A 22,580-nucleotide genomic window follows, 5' to 3' on the forward strand; every position below is an offset into this window, starting at 1 on the left:
AAGGAAACCTCTATTTAGCAAGCGTTCTTGACTTGTTTACCCGCAAAATCGTTGGCTGGCAGCTTGGCAATCGCATGACCGTGGAACTGACGCTAGACGCCTTAAATCAAGCATACGAAGCTAAAAGGCCGCCTAAAGGCCTTATCCATCATTCAGACCGGGGATCACAGTATGCGTCTAAGGAGTACCGTAAACAACTGAAAGAATACCGTATGATTCGTAGTATGAGCCGTAAAGGCAACTGCTACGATAACGCTTGTATCGAGGCTTTTCACAGCATTCTCAAGCGGGAATTAGTGTACAGATATAAATTTCAAAGCCGCCAGGAAGCACACCAACGAATCTACTGGTACATTGAGTTTTTCTACAACAGGAAGCGTACGCACAGCAAGCTCGGCTATTTGTCTCCAGACAAATTCGAATCGCAGTTTTACAAGCAAACAAAACTAACTTCTTAGCTCTTTTTTGTGTCCACTCTATTGACTCAGATACATTAAAGACTTCTATCTGTGAAAAACAGCCGCTTTTTAGGTAGATAAGAGCTCATAGAGACTCCTAATGCTTCGTGTATGGAAGTTTTCGCGTATTTTACCGATGATAAGAGTCTCCAAAGACTTCTATTTGTGAAAAATAGCCACTTTTTATGTAGATAGGAGTCCCGAGAGGCTCTTATTTGCGAAACAGAGAAGGCTGCCCTCCAGGTCTTGTGACCTTTAGGACAGCCCCATATTCTCGAATACTTGTTTCCATGTAAAATTGTCTCATTCATTTTATTTGAATTATGTTTGTTTCTGGTTGTCTTTCGAGACCATCCTTGGAACGTTCAATTGTCACCGAAAGTCGAGAACTATCTGGACTCCAGAGAAGATCTCCGATAAGTCTTGATCCTTCGAAGACGACAGAACTACTTCCCGCCTTCAGATCAAAAACAGAGATTTGATACGTACTCCCTGCTTTCTCCAGCATCCCATAGGCTAATTTGGATTCATCCGGTGACCAGGCCATCGGTCCGATAGCCGCTCCTATTGCAAGGGCAGCTCCTTGATCTTTACCATTCGAATCAATGAGTATGAGCTCTTGCTTCAATTCATCTAAATGGCTTCGAGTCGTTACGACAGAGATCATATGCCCAGCTTTCATCGGCTGGAACAAGGAAACCTCTCCTCTAACTTGATGAGCCGCAGGGGCATCCATCTGGGAGAGCTCGATATATTTTAAGTCGTGAACATTCCTTGGATAGTTCGTTTCTAGATAATAGAGACGATCATTGCCGATCGTTGCTCGCTCAGTTTGCTTCAATTCTGTTGGTGCCATAATCTTACTTAAAGCAGGCATTGAAGTCATATGACCTTGCATATCAATTTGCGTAACTCCCTCTTCACCAATCCCACCTATGTAAAGCACATGTTCATTATCTAACCATACTGCATATCCTGAAACCAAATCTAAGGCAATTGGCACCGATTGTCCCGAAATGCTATTCCGAATTGTATGCTTAGCGAATAAATTCTCACCTTCCATATGAAGATTAACTACATAAATATGCTTTCCGTCCGGTGACACAACTTCTGTATCCCCAGAGTCTTTAAGTTTTTCTTCGCGTACTGCTTGATCTTCACCAGACCTCATAACCGGATGAACTTCCTCGTTCGCACATGAGCTTAAAATCAACAGGATGGCGGTCAAAACTACAGCATAAACCTGCTTCTTCATTTTGAATTCTCCTCAAACCCTAAAATCAAGGCTGTCTCTTGGTTTTTCTTCCATTTTTTTGAATTAGACGTGATTTGAGTTAAAAAGTTGCAGCAAAAGTCTATTTCACATTTGTATGATTCTGCTTCAAAACGAAAATCCCGATGAGAGTGCTCATCAGGATTTTTATTAATCATATTAAATTTTATGCAGCAGCATTTCCTTTAACCCGGCTCATTAACCACAGGGTAAGCCAAATCAGTATGAAACCTAAGAGTTGCCCTAGGGTTAGCTTTTGACCAAATACGAGCCAGTTCATGCATATCCCTATTGCTGGGAAAGCAAGCTCCGCTAGCGTCGCGAAGAACGCCTTAGTCGTTGACAAGCCCTTGTAATAGAAGAGCATGCTGATTAATCCAGGAAAAAAAGCCTGAAACAATAGGTTCACCGCGATCATTGTCACTTCTTTACCCGTTCCGTTCAAATGCCAAACATCGCCGCTCATCAAAAGAACAACCGATAGCAAAGGAATTGCCAATAAAAATCGAAGCGAAGTCACAACAGGAAAATCTATATTTTTTTGAAGAAGGAATTTCCCCATAACGGTGGACCCTCCCCATAAACATGCTGCCAAAATTGAAAATAAGCAGCTTATCGTACCTAAATCCTTCAACCCCATCTCAGGTGTGTGAAGACCAAACGTCAACAAATAAGTTCCTAGAAGCGCCGCTAAGATATAAATAAAAAATTTGGAAGGCAACGTTTCTTTGAGCAAAACACGAGCTAGGATGATGGCAAATAAGGGCTGTAATTTCTGCAGCAGCAAGATTGCATTGGCATTGCCGTGAGCAAAAGCCGCGGTGAAAAGCACGGTGGCAATAGCCGATCCACCCCAAGAGATAAATAGCAGTGCACCAATGACTGCCAACGTGAGTTTGCCGGCTAAAGTCTTGCGGTGCTTCAGCAGCACAGGAAGTGCATAACAAGCCAATAGCAAATGCTCCAAAAACACAATCTGCGCAGAAGTAAAACTTTTCAACAATAAAATCCGAAAAAGCGGGTCCATCCCCCAAAGTGCGGCCCCGACTGCCACAAACCAAATCCCGTTGATGCCTCGGGTCCATGATGAATACCCATTCGATTGCTTGCTTTCCAGCTTAAATGCTTGTTCCAATTCAAAAACCTCCTAAGAAATGTTTTGAATTGAACCTTCTGAAAAAATAATGCCCCTGTCATGAATCAACAGGGGCATCAACAAACAAACCTGTAAAAAGTAAATTTTAACAAGTTGTTCTTCACCTTCTCCCATCCGGACTATACCGTCGGCCTTGGAATTACACCAAGTCAGTCCCAACCAACACAGCTGGGAGTCGCGGGCTTGAGATACACGAATGCATCCTCACCGCCGGTAGGGAATTTCACCCTGCCCCGAAGAAAAGATCAAATAATCTTTAGTTATCTGTTGTGTCTTGATACGATCAAAACACTATGATAATAGGCTTTTTATTTCATTAGAGTTCAATTACAGTGACTTTTTGTATCCTCAAATTAATTAATAATAAGTTACATATAATAATATGGCGACTTAAAATAAAAAGCAAGGCTTTTTCAGCCCTGTTAAATGTGTGTCAGTTGTTATTTTGTATGAAAATGTCTAAGAAACGAAGAAAATCTAATTGTCCGGGAAATTTATTTTGCATATATTCTTTGGATTTCCTCCATCACAATATGTGGTATATCATTGATACAGGCTATAAAATAATAATAGATAAAATCGTCTATGAAAGTTGGTGACCTAAATGTATTGGGTTCTAATAGCTATTTTAAGTTGGATGGTAATAGGATTTATTATAGGAATTAAAGCAGCTCTTATCGATCCGCTAAATGGAAATAGATTGAAAGAAATTCAGCAAAAAATGTCCTCACTAGGCAACCGAGAGTTTAGCGAGAAAAGTGTTAAGAAATTTAAAAAAAGAAATGTAATCCCCATCATTCTCATTTGCACATTGCTTGGACTAGTCGCATTGTATATTAATATTAGGAGATCAGTTAGATCTAAATAAAATGTATTTTTAATTGGCTATTAATTGAGTAGTGTTAATATTAACTAGAATAAGTTATTTTTTTGGTGGATATTAGAAAGGGGATATCATTCTAGATAGATTGAACATATAGGCAGAAAGTGCTTTCTATACATGGCTTTTTCTATATAAGCATTACGTAAGTCTTGGATAAACTTTTCATCGTCGGTAAGCGATCAGCTCCCCATGAAATTTCAGTTTTATTCAGATGTTCTACATAATTGTTTATGCCACATTCTCGATTTCTTCTTATGCCGTTGCTTCGTTAGCATTTTAGCCGTGTCCCCCATTATCGGATGGATAGCGCCATGTTGTGCTATATTCCATTTTCCTTTCCATTTAGCGGTATTAGAACGTTTACGCTTATAAATGATAGGACACATTTTTTCAGCATCGTGTGTTCTGCCATGATGACCGCCACCTTTATTGAATCCCTGATGCAAGCTTCTCAACTCCTTTCCGTTAAAACCTCAATTTTAATTAGATTCATCTATCTCCATAAATAAGACCTCAATGTCTACATCGTTATCTAGCAATTTAATAGGGATTGGTTCTGCTCCACAAATCTTACAAACAAGAGGGTATGAATCTGTCAGTATGATGTATAATGTTTCTTTATCAACTTCCATCACTTAATGAATCCAAAGAGGTGAAGTAATGGAGTTTTAAAAAAGAGTTCGAACAAAATATGGAGATATTTTCGCAATACCCTTAAATGAAACAAGCTACGGTTACGGACAAATAGTTACGACATATAAAGATTGCTTTCTAATTTTCGATTTCGTTACAGACGATCATCCTGCAATAGATGATATTATAAATAAACCAATTTTACTCTTAGCCTTTTCAGTTGATGTAAAGATTACACATAGTGAATGGCTTCGAAATGGTAATGCTCCTGTATTCAATAACATCAATTTCCCAATATATAAGATACAAACTCCAATGGCTGGATGATTCAAAATCATCTTCATCAAATTATTCGTAAGGCGAGTGAACTAGAAGTATCGATATTAAACAATCACAAATCTTATTCACCATCAGTTATTGAGGATGCTGTTAAAGCCAAAAATGGCATAGAAGACTGGGAACCATATTATGATAATTTGATATATGAACCAAACTTGATAACTTAGTACTATAAAATTGCTCTTCCATTTATACTTTTTCTTGATAAATTTTCACTTTTAAAGGGAGATAGTTTTGAACAGGAATTAAGAACTCTTTCAATTCTTCAACCTTATTAAAAAATATTTCATAGTTATCTTCTGTATCATAAGACCATAAAGTCTTTTTTAAGAATTGTAACTCCTCAACCGGTTCATACAATAACAAACAATGTAATTGCTCCATATGCGAAGACTCTCCATCTTCTTCTACAACAAATTGACGAACAAAACCAAAATGAAAAAGTTCTTTCCCAGTAAAGTTATATACACCGCATTCAAATAATAGTGAAGATTCGGCGCATTCAACATCTAATCTTGCAAATGACTTAAATGTATTCCAAACATCTAATACATCAGTTTTATTATCGCCAAGCATTTCTTTTAGTTGGTCTTCTGCATCGTGAAGTTCGATCATTGTGCTTTGCCCTCGTTTCTATAAAATCGTGCTTTTATGCAATTTAAATATCTTTAAACTTCCCTATCCATACATAACCTTTCTTAACAAAATAAACAGCATCTTTTTTGCCCTCTGGATAAGTAATGCTATCAACCAGAAATGCTTTAGATCTAATATTAATAATTTTATTCTCTGAATATAATCCGTCATTATAATCCTGTACTAAATGAGATTCAATATAATCTTGAGTCTCATAGCATAGTTCCCATTCAAATTGGTCAATTATGTTGCTGAGTTCTTTATATTTTTGAAGTGGAAATGGTTTTTGGATCTCACTGACGATGAAGGGATTATCGTAAAAATGTAAACAATCGTTTACAGCTACAACTATTTGAGAATTTATAAAATTGGGTTCATATATCCAGAGTTTTAGGTAATAATCTTTATTAATCCCCTTTATTTCACTATTCCAATTGAAGTAAACTTCAAACATTGCTTTCAATAATAGTCTACAATACCATGTTGGCGGATTTCTTCTTGTAAGTCTATAGAATGGGTCGATCCATAACTTTACATAATCTCTTTGATACTTATTTAAATTTTCTATATCAAGGTTAAGTGTATTTTCCTTCCACTGCTCAATCTTTTTTATTTTTCTTTTCCATCCCCTAATTTTTTTCTTATTGATAAGCGTATTATCCACAATACGGAAACCATCCTTTTAAGTTAAGAGGTTTTGATAAAATCATTCTTTCATCGCAAATTATATATTACATTCACCATTGAACCTTCTATTTCATCTCCAGAGAAACAACTTCTTAAAATACGCATGGTGTCTTCTAGATATTCATTTTATTGTAAAGTTTATACAAACCCCAATCGCTATATGTGACTCCATGACTTATTAGATAATATCGCAGTTATTGTACTTTTCCCAACGCCATATTTCTTTGCCAACGACCTATGTGTCCACGATTTGTCTGTTGCATACAATCTTCTAATTTCAATTACATCTAACTCATTCAATATTGCTCTATTAGCTTTCTCGCCGCGTCGATCAACATTAAGCTTCTTCCCTGTTTTCACCTCACTGAGTTTTAAACGATGTTGTTCTGACAGTTTTTTCCCCTTATGACTATCACTTATCTTTTTCCTTACTTCGTCACTTCTTGCTTTACCTTTGAAAAACTCACTAATCTTGGCTTTTGCTTCATCTGTGTGTTTCCAGTAAACGCCTATTTAAATCAACTCCGATACATTTAAGGTTTAAAAATCCGAGATACTTAATAAACGATTTGTTTTACTGCGTTCATAAATGTTGATATTCATTTTATTTATCCTCAAATTTATGTGGCTCTTTAACAAAACTTTTTAAAATAAATCCACATGTTATACAAATTACATGAGTAACATCTGATCCTAATGTTAGCATCTTTTTCATAGGATATACCCTAGCTTCGCCGTGCGACTTGCCCTCTCCAAATTTAGTTCCGCCACATTCAGGACAACATTCTTCGTTTCTCATCTCGAACCTCCTTCAATGAAATTATCTTTTCATTACTTCTATATAGTCCATATGTAACTTTCCATTATCAATTGTAAAGCTCACTTTTTTTGTAAACGGCTATTAGATCTCAAAATATATCACCAGTAATCAACGGATCGCTACTATTTTATAGCAGCCTACTAAACGGCAATAAGGCATGATGCAGATGTCCTGCCATATGGTATTTGTATTTACGAACTTCTAACGAAGATACTTCAGTCGTATAAGAGACACCACTTAATTCCCAGAATTCTTGCCCATCTAGTTGATAACCAATATAACACGGATCTCCAACTTGTATCTTAGTTACATTTTCTTACGGAATTACTACGTAAGAATTATCTTTTATTTCTTTCGAAAACCAACCCATTATTGCACACTCCTTGCTTAATTAATTTTTATGCCTTCTGATGAAGAAAGAAATGTATTCAAATCAGTTTATTAGTTTCACCTTATGTTTTGGTTGGCAATAACTTCAAATACCAATCGAACATCTGAAACACCTCTGTAGTATAAGTTCATTCGAAGCAGCACCCTTAAAGTTGGATAAAAAAATTCGTGTTTTAGTCATCCTAAGCCAGCTATATTAAAAATCACACTCATCTATCGTTGATGTCAGCTCAGACCATCTAGCCGAAAGTAACTTCGCATAATCTAAGGAAAATAGCCCATAGTGCCCCAAAGAATAGCCATCGTTAACTTCTATTAACAATGTTTCACCCTTATCAGTTAATCCAAAATCTACAGCATAGCCATTTGGCGCAGATTTGTATTGGAGTACAACATTTTCTACCACTTTATAATCAAAGTGAAATCTCCAATTTCCTCTATATCTTCGGATATCTAATATTTTTCCATGTCTAACAAAACATCTCCACTCAGCGACAAAATTAACAACCTCAGAGCATAATATCTCTGGATCTTCTCCATATGTACCACATCCAACCAAGTCCTTAGTCCCTCTAACAACTACTCCAGTAAACTTTTTATCCTCAACTGGTTTAATAAATACATTCCAGTTATCGGGATTGTTTGCTATTACACTTAATTTAGACTTCCAAATCTTTCTTCCTAAGTAACTTTCAAGTTCTTCTGGATAATCAATTTCGGGTGGGACAATAGAATATTTAGAAAGTGTTGCCCTAACATCATCAACGTAGCTTACTATAATATCTTCTTTAGTATTTTCCGTTAGCTCCTCTATATTTTCAAAATACAGAATTTCCAAGCCCATTTGTCTAAATCCATCATACGCTGCATAAAAATTATGATTTGCAATTTGATTATCAAAACCATTTTTAATAAATACCTTCATAGTTCATCTGCTTTCCCCATTATCATTCTTAGTTAGACTGCAAAACTATCAATCTCATTGTTGATATCATATAACCATTTTACCCAATATTATATCATGATTGGAGATCATTTCCTCTTTGTTTTATTTTACATGACCTATGCAGTTCGAGATAAATATTGGTAAAAGTCAAAAAGCATAGGTGATTTTCCAATGAAAACGCTACAAGCACCGAAATATTGCGATTTACAGTTGAGTGAGTGTGCAGGTGCCCCCATCTTACGCGCACCAAGGAAGATGAGTCTTCTTCGAAGGTTGAACAGCTAGACGACGAGTCTCCAGCTACCTACAAAGGTGCCTACCTCATCATAAGTAACCGCCGCACTCACGCGAAATGGTCCTCTTTGGGATACAACGAAACCTCAGAATTACCATTCGTTACCACGAAGTGCATAGCTCATGTAACTTGGAGTATTTGAAAATAATGGAATACTCCCTTTATAATGGTATTGATGAACTGGTCAGATCATCCTAGTAAAAAAACACCATCAATTTACTGTATTTGTAAAATGCTTATTTTAAAAAAATTAAATGAACACGGAGGGATTTTATGAGAAAAGTGATCTTAAGCTTTTTGGTATTGTTTTTGTCGACTTTCTCCTTTACAATTTCATTTGCAGAAAATAGTCTTCAAGTCTCTTTATTCGGTGGAGATGTAGTCTTAAACGGTAATAAATTAAACTTAACCGGTACTGAATATAGTACTCTGAACTACAATGGCCATATTTATGTTCCTCTTAGAAGCTTAAGTGAAACTCTCCAAGGAACAGTTTCTTATAATGAACAAGAAAATGTTGCAAATATTAATGTTCGTGGAGGCAAAGACAGCTATAAGTCAGAGACTAGTTCAGCAAATTCAGACGACTTCTTTAAACTCAGCATTCACTCAGAGAAAGAAGTGTATCAATATGGACAAGATATAAACATCTGGAGCGCTCTTACTTACACCGGAAAGGAAGAAAAAAGAATTGCTCATTCACATGATTTATTTGTATATACATTGATGGATGAACATGGAAACACATATGACCCAGGAGAGACTTTGGCTCTGTTAAAGTCTACTTTTAAAGAAAATGATGTTTATATTTCTTCTTTACAATGGATTATCTTCTTCGGATACAATGATCTATACTCGGAAAGTCTTCGCGAATCAAAAACACATTTGAAGAGAGGTACCTACACTGTTACAGTTCGAACAACATATGCCGATCCAGAAGACATTAAGACAAATCGCAAATTGCAAACTAGTATAAAAATAAAAGTTGAATAAAAACACAAATCGATTAATTTTATTGCAACATTTATTTGAATCATCGTGGAAACGGCGTTGCGCGAGCAGGCGCAAGCACGAAAAAGACTGTAAACACCTTTCCTCCTCTGGTGTTTACAGTCTTTTTACCATTATCCAAATTTTATTCTGCCGCTTTCACAAATTTTTCAAATGCATGATCAAAATCTTCTCTTGTTTCTGCTAATTTATAAAAAAACACACCACTTGCGTCTCTAATTTCATGTTCTTCAAGATCAATACTTTCATAAAGTGCATCAATGTTTAAGGGAGAGCCTTCAACTATAAACTCTACCCCCTTATGTTTTGGAGAAACAATATAAGCGGTTTTAACTTTGGAAGAAGGCGATTGGAAAATTACGACCTTACCTTTTCGAGTTAAATAATCCAGTTTTTCAGGATAATTATTCTTCGTCCCGCAAGGCAATTTAAAGGATGACATGAGTGACATACTAGAATTCTCCTCTATTTTAATTTCTTTTATTCATCTGCTCAAACTGATGGGAATAGGAATTATGTGTCCATAGAATTTCCCATTCTTCTGGAAAATAAACATTATTTTATCTGGTTCTTTTTGAAATGCCCATTTTTCGATCATTCAAGCTTCTCCAATATATCTAAATTAATACTAATCAAAAAACCTCCTAAATTCAATAGGAGGCTACTTACCATCCATTATTTTCCTTTTATGAACCAAATAGAAGAAACCGATCTAGTCCGATGCCGCTTATCAAACATCGCTCCTTTTTGTTTCCGAGCATTTGATACATCCAGTCAACAAAACCGCCATCACCAAATTCAAAATTTTCGCCATCTCTTTCCATATATATCTTGAAATTAACGCCTTGGTAATACTTGTTGTCCACATCATCATAGTCAAAAGAAAGCGGCGTATCGGGAAACATAGTTTGAATAACTTCGGTCATTCTGTCAAAAAAACCATCGCCGTCTGTATAGCCGCCTCTTTTTCGCAGAACAATGGATAGTTTTGCGTTGTATTGTTCTTGGAATAACTTTTTATAAAAAATTAAATGCTTTTCCAACAGTTCTTTTTCACAGGCATACGAACCACTATCTTTGCCCGAAGATACCATACAATAAAGGCCGAAATGAGCAAAAAAGCCTTTTCCAGAAAACGCCTGCGCCCGGACAACTCTTGCAGTTGCAGCGTAGTGCAAAGGGATGATATTACTCTCTGTTCTGCTCTTTAATTTGTCAGCAATAATAATAGCCAGCATATTAGAGGGATCAGACAGGGTTTCCGTCCCACGCAATGCGCTTACCACATTGTATTGGTCTACGCATCCAAAAACGCTGCAACTGCCAAGAGGCGCCGATGGTGAAAGCAGAACAGTTGTGATTTTCATTTTCTGAGCAGCGGTTAATAGCTGTGTTTCTAAAGCGTGAAATTTAGCTGGGTCAGCATCGCTTGGGGTAGGGAAACGGTTGGATTGATACGTCTTTAGGACATCCGCCGGGGTAAACCCCTCCGTTTGTTTTTCAAAAAGTTCTAAAAGCAGCGAGTTCAAGTCTGCCTTTGACAGAGAAAGAAGTTTATCTACTATTTCTTGGTCACCTATTTGCTTCAAAATCCTGTTTAAGATTGTACTCATGGACACCATCCTCATTGCAACGTGTATTATATATTTAAATAATAGACCATACAGATATGTAGATAAAGGTCATTTGAGCCAAATTAAATAAAAAAAGAAAACGTTAAAATGTAACGTTTCCCCTTTTATAATCAATCTTTAATTTTGAATATTTGTTAACTTTCCATCTTCATCAAAATACAGAAAACTCATAGAACTGGTGTAATTATAAACCCATTGCTCGGAATAGCTATACTTACTGCTATATTTGTTCACTTTATCTGGAGCTCCCCAAGAATATCTTGCCATCAGTTTTGTCATACCAATTTTGACATATCCATCTTTAATCATATCAATTGTATCATTAGACCAGCCTAAACCATCAAAGGGATCGACATTAGTTAATGCATTGACTATATCCTCTATTGATGAAAACGTAACCGTATATGTTTCTAAACTGTTTGCTAAGGTTACTGTTGCACCACTGTAACTAACTACAGAGTTTTCAATATAATTTTTCTTAGAAGAGTGGCCTCCAAAATAGGTTTTTTTATTCCAGAGTGACGAATTCGTTTTCCAAATTTCTTCTGCAGCAGCATCTAATTTTAATTGTTTAGCAGCTTTTTCAATATCATAATCCTTGCCCCATGAAACATCCTTACTCAAATCAGCAGATGTAATATCTATTCTTCCATTTTCACCGTAAGCTATTTTCATATCCAAATAGTCACCTAGAAATACTAATGGCGCATACATGACATAGTCTTTTGTTATTATTGGATACTCGAGCCTCGTATACTGTATATCCATATTTCGTCCAAAGTAAGTCATCATATTCTGATCAGCTTTTACTAATAGTGTGCGGTATGGATGATTTATTCTCAATACTCCACTGTAATCTTTTGCTGACATATTCAATTGCCCCAGCAAACTCCATAGCGGAACATATACAGCATTATTATGGCTAATTGGCGGATATTCTGATTTCATCAACTTGTTATTTACATAAACTTCGTATTCAAAGTCCTTGGCCAAAGCTGATACTGGAACAATTGCTAAAGCTACTGTGCAAAAAATAACTATTAAACTCACAAACTTCTTCAAATCTAATCATCTCCTATAAATGGGTAAATGCACCTAGTGCTTGTTACCATTTTATGGAGTATTTGTCGAGAAAAGATCCTTCAGTTGAGTTAATCACATTCTTTCATCCGTACTGCTCATAAAGCTCTTTAATTTCTTCATCTGTCATAAAGTCCAAGCCTTTAAAATTCTCGCTGCTTTTGACTGCTAAATTTACTTCTGCGTTAGTTAAACATTGAATAAATAATCTCTCGCACATTGTTTTTCTATCCATAATGAACACTTCCTCTTTGGTTTTTATATTTATTCTTAACTTTGTAAACAGTGTATAAACACTGCGGCTTATAACAATCCAAAACCCGCTCCCCATAGAAGTAATTTGTAATGTTTAATCACACTAATTGCCTCCTATTCTCTACTCAATATAGATTTCCAAAACCTTCAATATCACATGAAATGATTTCGATTTCGTCCTCGTGTTGAATGTCACCTGTATAAATAATAGTTGTCTGTTTACCTTTGTAAGTCTCGTTTAGCTGTTGTAGTGTATGAGTATCAAATGCTACAGAAGATTGGACATTGAACACCCAGCGGCTTTCTAGCGAGTCTCCCAGAGTGACTATAAAATAGGTATGATCATTCGCATCGTAATAGACATAATCAATTTTAGTTTGAACAGTTGATTGATTAGATTCTGCCGCCAAGGATTGAGACGAGAAAAGGAATAGCGCGAGAATGGTTTGGATTATGATAAGTGATTTTTTCATATGCTGTTGCCTCCGTGGATTATGATATTTATTCATACTGAACAAATTCTGAGAAATCTTCATCTTCTAGATTTATATGGATTTGTAGAAGTTTCTATTACTTCAAATGAATCATAAAATGAAAAAACAAGGATTTTCATCCCTGCTTCCATATAGTAATAGGATATTCTTAATGTCCTTCTCCTCAAGAAGAAATGAGGATTGAACTCATGATTACAAAACAACCCCTAGCCCCCGATAGAGATTTGTTCATTCCAACGGTTTGTCTATTCATGGAATAATTATCTAATCTTAATCCCACCTTAATCTTCACTGGGTATTCTATAAGCAACCCCACTATTCACATATAGAGAATTGGACTTACAACAGTAAAGCGTTGTAGGTCTAATTTTCATTTAGTGACTTAACACCACCTCAGTGTCACAGCTCTTCTTTGATTCACTAGAAATTTGACTAAAGTCATATGAACTCAATATGTAGGAACAGAAAAACCTTGGAAGGTTATAATCTTCCAAGGTTTTCATTATTTATGATTTTTCTGCAGGTAGGTGATAATCGGTAAAATAACGGTAAATAACGTACCCTCGCCAGGTTCGCTGGCGACTGAAATGCTACCTTGGTGCCTCTCGAGAATTTTTCTTACAATGGCAAGTCCCAGTCCGCTGCCCCCTGTTCCCCGCTGTCTAGCATGATCGGCTTTGTAGAAACGCTCGAAGATCCGCTCCTGCTCCTCTTTCTTAATGCCAATTCCTGTATCCTGGATGCTGATGACAACGTGATCCGTTTTGGCCGCAAGCTTCAATTGAATCATTCCTTGAGGCGGGGTAAACTTGATGGCATTGCCAAGCAGGTTCGTCCACACCTGATTGAGTTGATCGGCATCTGCCGATATTTTCACTCTGGGCAAATTCAAATCCAGCACTTGCTCTTTCTCCGACCACTGGGGCTCGTAGAAAACAAGTACGCGACGAAGCTGCTCGTCGAGATCATACGTGCTGGGATGAAAGGGATGATGCTCCGATTCCAAAGAAGCCAGCTTCAACAGGTTTTCACTCAACCGAGTCAAGCGCTCGCTTTCCCGCTCAATGATTTCCAAGTAACGATGGCGTTCCTCCTCCGCAAGGCCGATTGACGGAGCACCTTGGAGAATCCCCTTATCGAGGTCAGCGGTGACTGGATTTCATGCGATACGTTAGAGACGAAATCCTGCCTCATCTGCTCAAGCTGCTTCAACTCACCCGCCATATGATTAAAGCCTTCGGCAAGCAAACCGATTTCGTCGCTTCTTTGTATATTCACATTCACGTTGAAATTGCCGCGCGCCAGCCGATTCGTAGCCCGTGTCAGCTTCTTCATCGGGCTGACGATATACCGCGATGCGACCAGTATGAGCAAGCTTCCGATGAGAAGCACGATCAACAATACGGTAGTTATCGAGTTTCGGGTCTGTTTCCTCGCTACCTCAGACACCTTAGGCGTTAAAAAGAGGGCGTATTGCCTGCCGTTTACTGCCAAGGGGATGCCAATCATCAAACTCGTCGATTGCTTGAAGTCGGCGTATATAAAATTCGTTTTTTCGTTTTGGTAGATGTTTCCTTGCAGAACAGAGATGACCTTCCGCTGGTCCATCTCAATCATGTCGTTTTTCTTTTCAACCCCGAAGGAGGCTAGGTAACCGCTGTCGTCAAATAAGAACAGGGAATAGCTGTCGTTGAATTTGGTGCTTCCTTCAAGTAGAGTTTCCAATTTTGTCGTCTGATACTCATTGCTCATCTCAGCGAGCTGGTTTCCCACTTTCAGCAAGCTAGCTTGCAACTCGGTTGTAATTCGGTTCGTGTAGAGCAGCATGGCAATGAAAAAAGCCAGCAATACACTAACTACGACGACGGCCAAGAACGTCAAAACGACGCGTAGATAAAGGGTCATGATCTTGAGCTGCTCACCTCGAGGCGATAGCCGAGGCCGTGAATCGTAGTGATTCGAAACTGATCGGTTAAGGGCTCGAACTTCTCGCGCAGCCGCTTGATATGAACATCTACCGTTCTTTCGTCGCCTTCGTAATCCATCCCCCAGATTTGCTCGATTAGCTGCGTGCGGGTAAAGATTAGTCTGGGATAGCTGGCAAGCTTAAACAGCAGCTTGAATTCCTTGAGCGGCAGGATAAAGCACTGCTCCTGCACGCGGACCTCGAAAGAGACGTGATCAATCGTCATATCGCCAATGGAAATCAGTTGGGAAGAAGCGATCTTATAGCGTTTAAGCAGTGCCTTAACCCGCATTATTAGCTCAACCGGATCGAATGGCTTGACGACGTAATCGTCCGTACCGAGCCGGAACCCTTTTACCTTGTGAGTCGATTCACTTTTTGCTGTTACCATCAGCAGCGGAAGATCGCTAAAGTGACTGCGGAGCTCGCGGCACAAATCCCAACCATCCATGAGCGGCATCATTACATCTAGGACGACAAGATCGACTTGCGTAGATTCTATAAGCTTCAACGCTTCCTCTCCATTGCCGGCTTCAATCACACCAAGCCCCTCTCCGACCAAATAGACGCGGATTAGCTCCCGGATATCCGGATCATCATCGACGACCATAATCCTCGCCATACTTTGCACCCCCCTGCTGCTTGAATATATGCGTTCAGCCGTCCCTATACAGGAGCTTCGTTCATGAGGCAATGATAATTATCTGTGAGATTAGGAAAAAGATGAATGCAAAAACAGATGCTAGTACGCGAAATATCGCGAGTCGCTCCCACCGTTCCACAAGAGAATGGAAGTTGTGAGGCGGTGCTTCAGACCGCCATTCCAGTGCAGCACTATTAATAGGAACCGTACCGCCGAATGTTACTCCAAGCCAAATAACTAGCATGACAATACCGAGTATCCGGAGTATGAACGGAGTTCCACTAGCACCCGTGAATAGCGAAACGACTCCGAATATGAGAGCTGGAAAATAAAATGATGGTGCTATGATGCGCAGTGTGCGTACAAGCCCTTGTCGGACAATAATGTGCGCCGATTGTTCGAGCAGGTCAAGTGGACCCCGTAGGCCAAATCGCACCGTAAACTCTGTACCTGCGAGGAGTCCAGCAAAAAAGATGGCGGCAAATGCGAAAATGGTATCTTGCATAAGGCTAGTCATAGGCTCTGTATTCCTCCTTAAATGGATGAAGAGACAATTCTAATTCCGTTAACAGGTATCGTCATCATCGGTGCTTTCGCAGAACCGGTCATCAAGTCTCCGTTGACTGTAAGTGTGAAGGATACTTTCATCGGGAATGGTAAAGTCAAACGGGTAGTAAAGGTTACGTCGCAGCCATTGACTTTTCCATGTTTAATAGGCTGCTCATCGAAGGTGCCCGTAAGCTCTTCATTGTCGGTGGCAAGTACTAGCTCGACATTATTTTCACCACGCGGGGTATTGAATGTTATTGTCCAACGCCCTTCTGTAGTGTTGAGTCTTATCGGTGCAATCTGTATTTCGCTTGACTGGTTCCGAGCAGGCGATGTGTCCGCGGCTTGTCGTAAACGATAGGCTTCAGCAGATTCCCTGTATTGCCGATGCTCAGCCTCATGATCGGGCACCATATCGGGTTTAGCTCCCTCGGATGATAAAAACCGGAGAATCGCAGCATTTGCACCAATTGCGTGTTCACTGGCACGAGGTAACATCACCGATTCGTACACTGCGATAGCCTCAGCAACAGTTGCTTGTTCCGCAACTGCTCGTGCGATTTCGGTGGCGTCTAACATGGCGAGGTTGACGCCGAATCCTCCGAAAGGTGCCATGGCATGAGCAGCATCACCGATAAGTGTCACGCTACGGTTACTCTTCCATGTAAGCGGTGCAGGCAGGATAAAGATGGGGCGGTTAATGTAGCCTGAATCGGTATCCGTTAGAAATGGGCGTAAGATAGGATCCCATTCTGAAAACTCTTTAATCAGGTATCCACGGATTGCGTCGGTATCATCGAGAGAAATCCCGACCTTCATATACCAGTCAACCGGTGTAAGCATTGCAATGTAGCCGCGAATATGTCCATTGCTGTTACGCTGAACGACGAGTCCGTGCCCTGCGCCATCAGTGACGAACACATGGCCAGGACCAACAAGCTCGCTTAGTGCAGGATGACGGGATTCTACGTCGGCGAAATCAATTTCGAGGTAAGAGACTCCAGAATAAATGGGTTTAGCATCCGTGAGAAGAGGTCGGACCTTTGACCATATTCCGTCAGCTCCGATAACCAGATCTGCCTCGTCAACGTGGCCGTTCTCAAATTCTAGGCGAACCCGTCCATCCTGGAGCTCGGTCGCGCTGGCCAATTTGTGCCCCCAACGGATAGTGTTAGGATCAAGGTGTTCTGCGAGCATAGTACGTAAGTGGCCGCGATCGATTTCGGGAGCCGCAGAATCGTCTTCCGCTGGCACAAAAGATACGACGAGCTTGCCAGTGTGCGAAAGTCGTTTTTTGGCTTGCCCCTCCATTCTTGCCAGTGCATGGAATGCTTCTACGAGTCCGGCGTCTTCCAGTGCGATCTGTCCTGAGTCCGCGTGAAGATCAAGTGTACCTCCAGCGTCGCGTGAATCAGCAGCAGTATCGACTTCATACACAATTGGAGAGAGACCATACCCCTGAAGAATACGTGCGCAGGTAAGTCCAGCAGGGCCGCCGCCAATGATAGCTATGTGAGTAGAAACAGAATTTTTCATGGGTATTATCCTTTCTCAGCCAGTCTTGGATGAATAGACACAGCCTTTTAAGTTATTTGAACGACCGTTCATTAAGCTCATACTAAACGAACGGTCGTTCAGTGTCAAGAACATTGAAATGGCAATCTTGAAATATGGTTTGTATGTGCAATGCTTCTTAGCACCGGCAAAAACTTGACGAATGTCAATTAGAGAGCTAGCATGAGTTTAGATTATAATTTTAGCTAATATTAAGTGTAGGGAGTATACGTGTTGCTCCTGTTAAAGGAAGGAGCTAATATCATGAGCAACTCCATTTCGTCAGAGCGTCGTTCCGGCGAAGAAACGCGATCTCAGATATTGAGCATTGCTTTAAAATTTTTCATTGAAAAAGGGTACGAGAGTACCTCTATCCGAGATATTGCAGAGGCGCTGGGTATGACAAAGTCCTCGCTGTATTATCACTTCCGCAGCAAAGAAGAGATCCTGATTAACCTCATTCAGCTGCGCTACGCTCAACTTGAGGAGCTTCTTGAATGGTTGGATAACCAACCGACGGCTCCCGATCTTCTCGAACGTACTGCACACCGTTGGATCGACTGCACCACCATTGAAAGATTACAGGTGATGATTCTCGCTCACACGAATCAGCCGGTCATACTCCGCCTCCGTGAAACTGGTCAGGATATTCGCTCTGGCTTTCAGGAGATTATTAACCGCTTCGTAGACAACAATAGCAGTGCTGAAGCACGTCTTTTGGTCCGTATGACCCTAGATACCATATCTGCTGCCCTGTCCGCTTCTCGCGGCATGGATATCGACTTTAAGGAAATTCTCATTGTGGCTCGACAGACCGCATCGGTTCTCTCCAATTTAGCTGTGCGCGCTATTTCAGCCGATCACCGTCAAAGCTCGTGACGACTGTCCGAGAATTTGTTCGATGGGATTGCTGATTTTTTGTTTGCTAATCATTTCTGTTTTAATTACCCTCGGTGTCAGCTCCGGTATAGCCGGTTTGGCTGATCCAAGAACGGAGCAGCCGGCCAGTACGGCTGCAGCCGTCACGGCTGCAAGTATTGACCAAGTTCGATATTGTTACGCCGTTTCTAAGAACTAACCTTTCTCTTCGATGTGCCTACTCTCTCTCTTTAAACCTCAACGGTGTCCGGTGAAGTCACCTCATTTTTCTTACCCTGCTTAAACATCCTGCCGAAATGATTTTTCATGCTCTCGATCAGTTCATAGACAATTGGGACTACGACAAGCGTCAATACAGTCGAAGTGATAAGACCACCGATAACAACAACCCCCAGTCCTTTACCGATCAGACCGCCTTCACCTGACATACCCAGTGCCAGCGGAACCAGCGCCATAATCGTAGCGCCGGCAGTCATAATAATCGGACGCAAACGCACCTTGCCTGCCTCGATCAGCGCTTGTCTCACTGTATAACCTTCTTGTCTGAGCTGCTGAGCTCGGTCGATCAACACGATGGCATTGGTGACGACTATCCCGATCAGCATCAGGAAGCCGATCATCGTGGTAACCGACAAAGGTTCTCTAGCGATTACGAGTCCCAACAGCCCTCCGATAACGGCCAGTGGCAAAGAGAAGAGAATCGCGAATGGCGCACTGGCATTTCCGAACGCCAACACCATGATCAAGTAAACCACGAAAATGGCTGCGGCCATCGCTACATATAATTGCGAGAAGCTCTCATCAATATCTACGGAGACACCGCCGGTTTTCGGAGTTACGCCATCCGGCAGCTCGACCTCTTTCAAGCCCATGGCCAATTTGGCGCTCACACCGCTCTTATTGTCCGCATTGATCTTCGCGGTCACCTTAACGAGTTGAGACTGGTCTTCCCTTGCCAGTGAAGCCGCTCCTTTCATCTCGCTGATTTTTGCAACTTCCTTCAATAGAACGATGGAACCGTTCGATGTCGTAAAGGGAATGTTGCCCAGCTTTACGAGCGTATTTTTATCCGATTTATCCAAAGATACGGTCGTCGTATAGACAATATTATCGAACTTCATATCGCCAAGATCCTGCTTCTGAATCCAGGCACGGGCCGTATCGCGCACAATCGAAGCGCTCAAGCCGTAGGCTCTCGCCTTCTTCTGTTCAACAGCAATCTCAACTTCGGTCTTCGCATCGCTCAGGTTATCCTCGATCTCGCTAAGCTCCGGGAACGTGCTCAGCTTATCCTTGACAAGCTTTGCGGCTTTTTCCAGTTGAAGCTGGTCATCTCCCGTCAGCGCGTAGGAGAAGTCTGTCGAGGTTGTGTCGAAGTCGCCCTCCATCGATTTAGGCTCGACTTCCGATCCGGCAGGAAGCTCGCTTAGGATGAATTCCTTCACCTGCCCCTTAACTTTATCCGGATCGACCTTGTCGTTCACTTCAACGAAGATTTGCGAAGCATATGGCGTACGCTCATCGTCATTGCCAGCATAGCCAACCAATGCCTCTACGAATTTAAAAACAGGCTGACCGTTCGAATCCTTCGTATCCTGCAGCACTTTCTCAATTTCTTTCGTTTTGGAATCCGTCGCTTCAAAGGAAGTCGAATAAGGCATTTTAATTTGGAAATACATCGTCTTGGGCGGCTTGGAGCCGGGCAGGAACGAAACCGAAAGCACCGGAACCGTTGCTGCAATAGTGACAACAAGCAAGAGCAGCGAAATCAGCAATGTTTTAATTCTGTTTGTCAAGCTCCAGCTCAGCACTTTTTCGTAGAAACTCGTTATTTTGCTAGGTGCCGACTCATCATGATGTGCTTTGCCCGATTTGCTGCGCAATACTAGAAGCTTCGCCAGCATCGGAATAACCGTTAAAGAGACAACCAAGGAAGACAGCAGCGCACAGGCAATCGTTATCGCAAATGGCCGGAAGAGCCCGCCAACAATGCCCGTTACAAGCGCCAATGGCGCAAACACGCCTACGGTAGCTAACGTAGATGACGTGATAGCCATGGAAACCTGACTCGTGGCTAACGCAATGACGGATTCTTTCCGTTCCTGCGCTTTTTCAAGCGACGCGTAAATATTCTCGATGACGACGATAGAATCGTCCACCACTCGGCCTACGGCAATGAAAATACCTCCAAGCGTCATCGTGTTGAGCGTGAGTCCTAGTTGCGACATGAGCAGCAGCGTAATGAGAATCGATAACGGAATCGATACGAGAACCATCAGCGTCATTCTCACATTTCTTAAGAAGATCAGAATCATCAGCGATGCAAGTACCGCTCCTACAATCCCCTCACGAATAAGTCCTGTGATCGAGTCCTTAATTTCATCCGCGCTATCGTATGTATTTTTTAACTGTACGTCCGGCATCGTCGTTTTCCATTCATGCACAAGTTTCTCAATGGACCCTGAGAATTCAACAGCATTTGCGCTGCTCGCTTTATACAGGATCATCCCGATAGCAGGCTTGCCATCCAGGCGTCCGTTGAAATCCGATTCCGTGATCGCTTTGACTTTGGCTACTGTATTAAGTGTGACGATATCGCCTTTTGGCGTTGTAATTTCCACCTGCTGCAAATCATACAGCGAGCTGATATTGCCCGTTACCCGAGTCATCTTACTATTGCCGCTGATCTCAACGCTGCCGATCGGACTCTGTGCGACGGCTGCCTTGATCGCTGCGCTGACTTGGGCAGGCGATAACCCATACACATCAAGAGCGCTGGCATCGAGTTCGATATCGAGAGAGGTGTCGCGAGCACCGACAACATCCATATGGTCGATCCCTTTCAATCCTTCGAATCCTGGTTTGATCGTATCCTTGAACAGCTTGTCAAGCTCCGTTTGGCTCATGTTGTTGTCTGCATAAGCAACCAAGTAATTGGACGGGAAGGATGCCGCACCAAAGGTGGAAGCTTTCGGCGTACCCGCCTCAGTAGGCAGCTTAATATCGGCAAGCAGATCCTGCACAGCCTGCTTCTTCTTGTCCGTGTCTACATTTTGCTTGAACATCAAAATAATCGTGGAGAAATTATCACTTGATGTAGAACTCATCGAATCGAGATCCTCGATATTAGACAGCTTCTTCTCGATCGGATCGGTAATTTCGTCCATAACATCTTTGGGCGCTCCCATGTAGGTCGTCGTGACGGCCACGACTGGGAATGACACGTTAGGCATATTCTCGACCATCAACTGGGAAGACGAGTAAATACCCCCGACAAATAGCATGATCATAATGATAAATAGCGCCGAGACGTTCTTCATTGAAAATTGTGTAAGTCGATTCATTCCTGCACTTCCCCTCATTTCATTAACACCTCACCCAAAATACAATCGAGTTATGAACTCAATATGAACAAACAAAAAACCTTGGAAATTTATCTCCCAAGATTTCTCATCATTCATAATTTTTCTATGGGTAGGTGAAAATGGCTAAAATAACGGTAAATAACGCACCGTCGCAGGTTCTCTGGCGACTGAAGTGCTTCCCTGATGCCTTTCGATAATTTGTCATACGATGGCAAGCCCAGTCTGCTCCCCCCGCTTTCTTCCCTTTAATACATAGGAGCAGTAAAAACAACTGCAAAGTAGGAAACATTTACGAATAGGTGGATAATCTTATTGAAGACTGTTAATTCGATTCTTGATCCATCTTGATACTGAAGCATTATCAATCGTCTAAGGAATCTACGTACCTTTTCAGACAAAGCAAATAGCCAATCTCTGATGAGATTGGCTTGATTTCCTGCCCAATTACCGCCCAAAACAAAAAGGCCAATCCCCTTCCTACATATGGGTTTTAGCCTTTTGTTTTAGAGTTATACGATAGTCATCACTGCGCCCATTTCCAAATAGGCAAGCATCCAATTGTATCAACCGCACATAGATTGTTGATGTATCCACTTGAACTTGAAGGAGATTATAAAATGGCTTATACCAATTA

Annotated in this window: 22 protein-coding genes and 1 riboswitch; of the genes, 5 read left to right on the forward strand and 17 right to left on the reverse strand. The window is 40.9% G+C overall.

Features of this window, described 5'->3' with window-relative positions:
• A partial coding sequence (locus HQN90_RS15580) for an IS3 family transposase (RefSeq protein ID WP_173220257.1) occupies positions 1-458 on the forward strand: 458 nt, incomplete at its 5' end.
• Between the two features lie 307 nt (positions 459-765).
• Here the strand turns inward: HQN90_RS15580 and HQN90_RS15585 are convergent.
• Positions 766-1,713: a hypothetical protein gene (locus HQN90_RS15585; RefSeq protein WP_173220259.1), complete on the reverse strand. Its 948-nt coding sequence runs from the start codon at positions 1,711-1,713 to the stop codon at positions 766-768.
• A 184-nt stretch (positions 1,714-1,897) separates the two neighbouring features.
• The gene (locus HQN90_RS15590; protein ID WP_420851051.1) at positions 1,898-2,866 is read right to left on the reverse strand and encodes a DMT family transporter; all 969 of its coding nucleotides are present in this window, start codon (positions 2,864-2,866) and stop codon (positions 1,898-1,900) included.
• A 119-nt stretch (positions 2,867-2,985) separates the two neighbouring features.
• Positions 2,986-3,132: riboswitch (FMN riboswitch) on the reverse strand.
• A 1,337-nt stretch (positions 3,133-4,469) separates the two neighbouring features.
• On the opposite strand from HQN90_RS15590, the gene HQN90_RS39950 reads away from it, so the two are divergent.
• The gene (locus tag HQN90_RS39950) at positions 4,470-4,730 is read left to right on the forward strand and encodes an Imm26 family immunity protein (protein WP_173220570.1); all 261 of its coding nucleotides are present in this window, start codon (positions 4,470-4,472) and stop codon (positions 4,728-4,730) included.
• 201 nt (positions 4,731-4,931) lie between these two features.
• Here HQN90_RS39950 and HQN90_RS15600 read toward each other — a convergent pair whose 3' ends face one another.
• From HQN90_RS15600 to HQN90_RS15620, 4 genes are all read right to left on the reverse strand, one after another.
• The gene (locus tag HQN90_RS15600; RefSeq protein WP_173220261.1) at positions 4,932-5,357 is read right to left on the reverse strand and encodes a hypothetical protein; all 426 of its coding nucleotides are present in this window, start codon (positions 5,355-5,357) and stop codon (positions 4,932-4,934) included.
• A 43-nt stretch (positions 5,358-5,400) separates the two neighbouring features.
• Positions 5,401-6,042: a hypothetical protein gene (locus HQN90_RS15605; protein ID WP_173220263.1), complete on the reverse strand. Its 642-nt coding sequence runs from the start codon at positions 6,040-6,042 to the stop codon at positions 5,401-5,403.
• A gap of 627 nt (positions 6,043-6,669) precedes the next feature.
• The gene (locus HQN90_RS15615; protein ID WP_079413157.1) at positions 6,670-6,864 is read right to left on the reverse strand and encodes a transcription initiation factor TFIIIB; all 195 of its coding nucleotides are present in this window, start codon (positions 6,862-6,864) and stop codon (positions 6,670-6,672) included.
• Between the two features lie 607 nt (positions 6,865-7,471).
• Complete coding sequence (locus tag HQN90_RS15620) at positions 7,472-8,200, reverse strand: ATP-grasp domain-containing protein (protein WP_173220265.1); 729 nt, start codon at positions 8,198-8,200, stop codon at positions 7,472-7,474.
• A gap of 589 nt (positions 8,201-8,789) precedes the next feature.
• Here HQN90_RS15620 and HQN90_RS15625 point away from each other — a divergent pair.
• A complete protein-coding gene (locus tag HQN90_RS15625) occupies positions 8,790-9,509 on the forward strand; it encodes a stalk domain-containing protein (RefSeq protein WP_173220267.1) in 720 nt (239 codons plus the stop codon).
• 142 nt (positions 9,510-9,651) lie between these two features.
• On the opposite strand, the gene HQN90_RS15630 is transcribed toward HQN90_RS15625, so the two are convergent.
• The 10 genes from HQN90_RS15630 to HQN90_RS15675 all read right to left on the reverse strand — a co-directional run bounded on the left by HQN90_RS15630 (position 9,652) and on the right by HQN90_RS15675 (position 17,684).
• Positions 9,652-9,978: a hypothetical protein gene (locus HQN90_RS15630; protein WP_173220269.1), complete on the reverse strand. Its 327-nt coding sequence runs from the start codon at positions 9,976-9,978 to the stop codon at positions 9,652-9,654.
• Between the two features lie 235 nt (positions 9,979-10,213).
• A complete protein-coding gene (locus tag HQN90_RS15635) occupies positions 10,214-11,140 on the reverse strand; it encodes a hypothetical protein (RefSeq protein ID WP_173220271.1) in 927 nt (308 codons plus the stop codon).
• A 138-nt stretch (positions 11,141-11,278) separates the two neighbouring features.
• On the reverse strand, positions 11,279-12,223 hold the full coding sequence (locus HQN90_RS15640) for a stalk domain-containing protein (RefSeq protein WP_173220273.1): 945 nt from the start codon (positions 12,221-12,223) through the stop codon (positions 11,279-11,281).
• Positions 12,224-12,326: 103 nt separating this feature from the next.
• Positions 12,327-12,476 (reverse strand): hypothetical protein, encoded by a 150-nt coding sequence (locus HQN90_RS15645; protein ID WP_173220275.1) that lies wholly within the window; start codon positions 12,474-12,476, stop codon positions 12,327-12,329.
• Positions 12,477-12,621: 145 nt separating this feature from the next.
• Positions 12,622-12,969, reverse strand: a complete 348-nt coding sequence (locus tag HQN90_RS15650; protein ID WP_173220277.1) for a hypothetical protein — start codon at positions 12,967-12,969, stop codon at positions 12,622-12,624.
• Positions 12,970-13,492: 523 nt separating this feature from the next.
• Complete coding sequence (locus HQN90_RS15655) at positions 13,493-14,065, reverse strand: sensor histidine kinase (protein WP_173220279.1); 573 nt, start codon at positions 14,063-14,065, stop codon at positions 13,493-13,495.
• Positions 14,032-14,895: a HAMP domain-containing protein gene (locus tag HQN90_RS15660; protein ID WP_173220281.1), complete on the reverse strand. Its 864-nt coding sequence runs from the start codon at positions 14,893-14,895 to the stop codon at positions 14,032-14,034. The genes HQN90_RS15655 and HQN90_RS15660 overlap by 34 nt, the downstream gene beginning before the upstream one ends.
• On the reverse strand, positions 14,892-15,578 hold the full coding sequence (locus HQN90_RS15665) for a response regulator transcription factor (protein WP_173220283.1): 687 nt from the start codon (positions 15,576-15,578) through the stop codon (positions 14,892-14,894). Before HQN90_RS15665 ends, HQN90_RS15660 begins: the two co-directional genes overlap by 4 nt.
• 61 nt (positions 15,579-15,639) lie before the next feature.
• Positions 15,640-16,116, reverse strand: a complete 477-nt coding sequence (locus tag HQN90_RS15670; protein ID WP_173220285.1) for an anthrone oxygenase family protein — start codon at positions 16,114-16,116, stop codon at positions 15,640-15,642.
• A gap of 17 nt (positions 16,117-16,133) precedes the next feature.
• Positions 16,134-17,684: an FAD-dependent oxidoreductase gene (locus tag HQN90_RS15675; RefSeq protein WP_173220287.1), complete on the reverse strand. Its 1,551-nt coding sequence runs from the start codon at positions 17,682-17,684 to the stop codon at positions 16,134-16,136.
• A gap of 282 nt (positions 17,685-17,966) precedes the next feature.
• Here HQN90_RS15675 and HQN90_RS15680 point away from each other — a divergent pair, with 282 nt between their 5' ends.
• Both HQN90_RS15680 and HQN90_RS15685 read left to right on the forward strand, forming a co-directional pair.
• Positions 17,967-18,581 (forward strand): TetR/AcrR family transcriptional regulator, encoded by a 615-nt coding sequence (locus tag HQN90_RS15680; RefSeq protein ID WP_173220289.1) that lies wholly within the window; start codon positions 17,967-17,969, stop codon positions 18,579-18,581.
• 22 nt (positions 18,582-18,603) lie between these two features.
• Positions 18,604-18,780 carry a hypothetical protein gene (locus tag HQN90_RS15685; RefSeq protein ID WP_173220291.1) on the forward strand — a complete coding sequence of 59 codons (177 nt, stop codon included), beginning with the start codon at positions 18,604-18,606 and terminating at the stop codon, positions 18,778-18,780.
• Positions 18,781-18,811: 31 nt separating this feature from the next.
• Here the strand turns inward: HQN90_RS15685 and HQN90_RS15690 are convergent, their stop codons facing one another.
• Positions 18,812-21,925, reverse strand: coding sequence for an efflux RND transporter permease subunit (locus tag HQN90_RS15690; protein WP_173220293.1), 3,114 nt, complete (start codon positions 21,923-21,925; stop codon positions 18,812-18,814).
• Between the last annotated feature and the right edge of the window lie 655 nt (positions 21,926-22,580).

The organism is Paenibacillus alba (genome assembly GCF_013204855.1).
In the GTDB taxonomy this organism is placed as follows: domain Bacteria; phylum Bacillota; class Bacilli; order Paenibacillales; family NBRC-103111; genus Paenibacillus_E; species Paenibacillus_E alba.

Coding starts and splice junctions, on each gene's coding strand:
- HQN90_RS15585 (WP_173220259.1), bottom strand. CDS start 1,713: ATGAAGAAGCAGGTTTATGCTGTAGTTTTGACCGCCATCCTGTTGATT.
- HQN90_RS15600 (WP_173220261.1), bottom strand. CDS start 5,357: ATGATCGAACTTCACGATGCAGAAGACCAACTAAAAGAAATGCTTGGC.
- HQN90_RS15615 (WP_079413157.1), bottom strand. CDS start 6,864: ATGAGAAACGAAGAATGTTGTCCTGAATGTGGCGGAACTAAATTTGGA.
- HQN90_RS15620 (WP_173220265.1), bottom strand. CDS start 8,200: ATGAAGGTATTTATTAAAAATGGTTTTGATAATCAAATTGCAAATCAT.
- HQN90_RS15625 (WP_173220267.1), top strand. CDS start 8,790: ATGAGAAAAGTGATCTTAAGCTTTTTGGTATTGTTTTTGTCGACTTTC.
- HQN90_RS15630 (WP_173220269.1), bottom strand. CDS start 9,978: ATGTCACTCATGTCATCCTTTAAATTGCCTTGCGGGACGAAGAATAAT.
- HQN90_RS15635 (WP_173220271.1), bottom strand. CDS start 11,140: ATGAGTACAATCTTAAACAGGATTTTGAAGCAAATAGGTGACCAAGAA.
- HQN90_RS15645 (WP_173220275.1), bottom strand. CDS start 12,476: ATGGATAGAAAAACAATGTGCGAGAGATTATTTATTCAATGTTTAACT.
- HQN90_RS15650 (WP_173220277.1), bottom strand. CDS start 12,969: ATGAAAAAATCACTTATCATAATCCAAACCATTCTCGCGCTATTCCTT.
- HQN90_RS15660 (WP_173220281.1), bottom strand. CDS start 14,895: ATGACCCTTTATCTACGCGTCGTTTTGACGTTCTTGGCCGTCGTCGTA.
- HQN90_RS15665 (WP_173220283.1), bottom strand. CDS start 15,578: ATGGCGAGGATTATGGTCGTCGATGATGATCCGGATATCCGGGAGCTA.
- HQN90_RS15670 (WP_173220285.1), bottom strand. CDS start 16,116: ATGACTAGCCTTATGCAAGATACCATTTTCGCATTTGCCGCCATCTTT.
- HQN90_RS15675 (WP_173220287.1), bottom strand. CDS start 17,684: ATGAAAAATTCTGTTTCTACTCACATAGCTATCATTGGCGGCGGCCCT.
- HQN90_RS15680 (WP_173220289.1), top strand. CDS start 17,967: ATGAGCAACTCCATTTCGTCAGAGCGTCGTTCCGGCGAAGAAACGCGA.
- HQN90_RS15685 (WP_173220291.1), top strand. CDS start 18,604: ATGGGATTGCTGATTTTTTGTTTGCTAATCATTTCTGTTTTAATTACC.
- HQN90_RS15690 (WP_173220293.1), bottom strand. CDS start 21,925: ATGAATCGACTTACACAATTTTCAATGAAGAACGTCTCGGCGCTATTT.